Source organism: Micromonospora sp. PRAS1, assembly GCF_059553435.1.
This window is the reverse complement of the sequence record NZ_JCANNB010000136.1, coordinates 1-234: the sequence shown is the minus strand read 5'-3', so window position 1 is coordinate 234 and position 234 is coordinate 1. Positions and strand designations below refer to the sequence as shown.

Genomic DNA, 234 nt, shown 5'->3' with positions numbered 1-234 from the left:
CTTCGCGCCCGCGTTGGCCGCCTCCAGCGCAGCCCGGTTGCGCCTGGTCGCGTCGACGGTGCTGATCCACTCGCCACGGGTCGCCCACACCGGGACGGCGTCGTATCCGTGCGGGCCGTCGATCTCGCCGCCGCTGGCGTACCTGCTGCCGACCGGGCCACCGAGCGCGTTGAACTCGCGGCGGCCGCCACGGGCGGTTGACTCCTCGGCGATCAGCCGGGTCCGCACCTCGCG

The 234-nt window shown here is 75.2% G+C and carries 1 protein-coding gene; it reads right to left on the bottom strand.

Annotation, left to right across the window (positions count from 1 at the left end; all coding sequences use genetic code 11):
- On the bottom strand, window positions 1-234 hold a 234-nt coding region (locus AC507J_RS32430; protein WP_496294400.1), incomplete at both ends, for a hypothetical protein.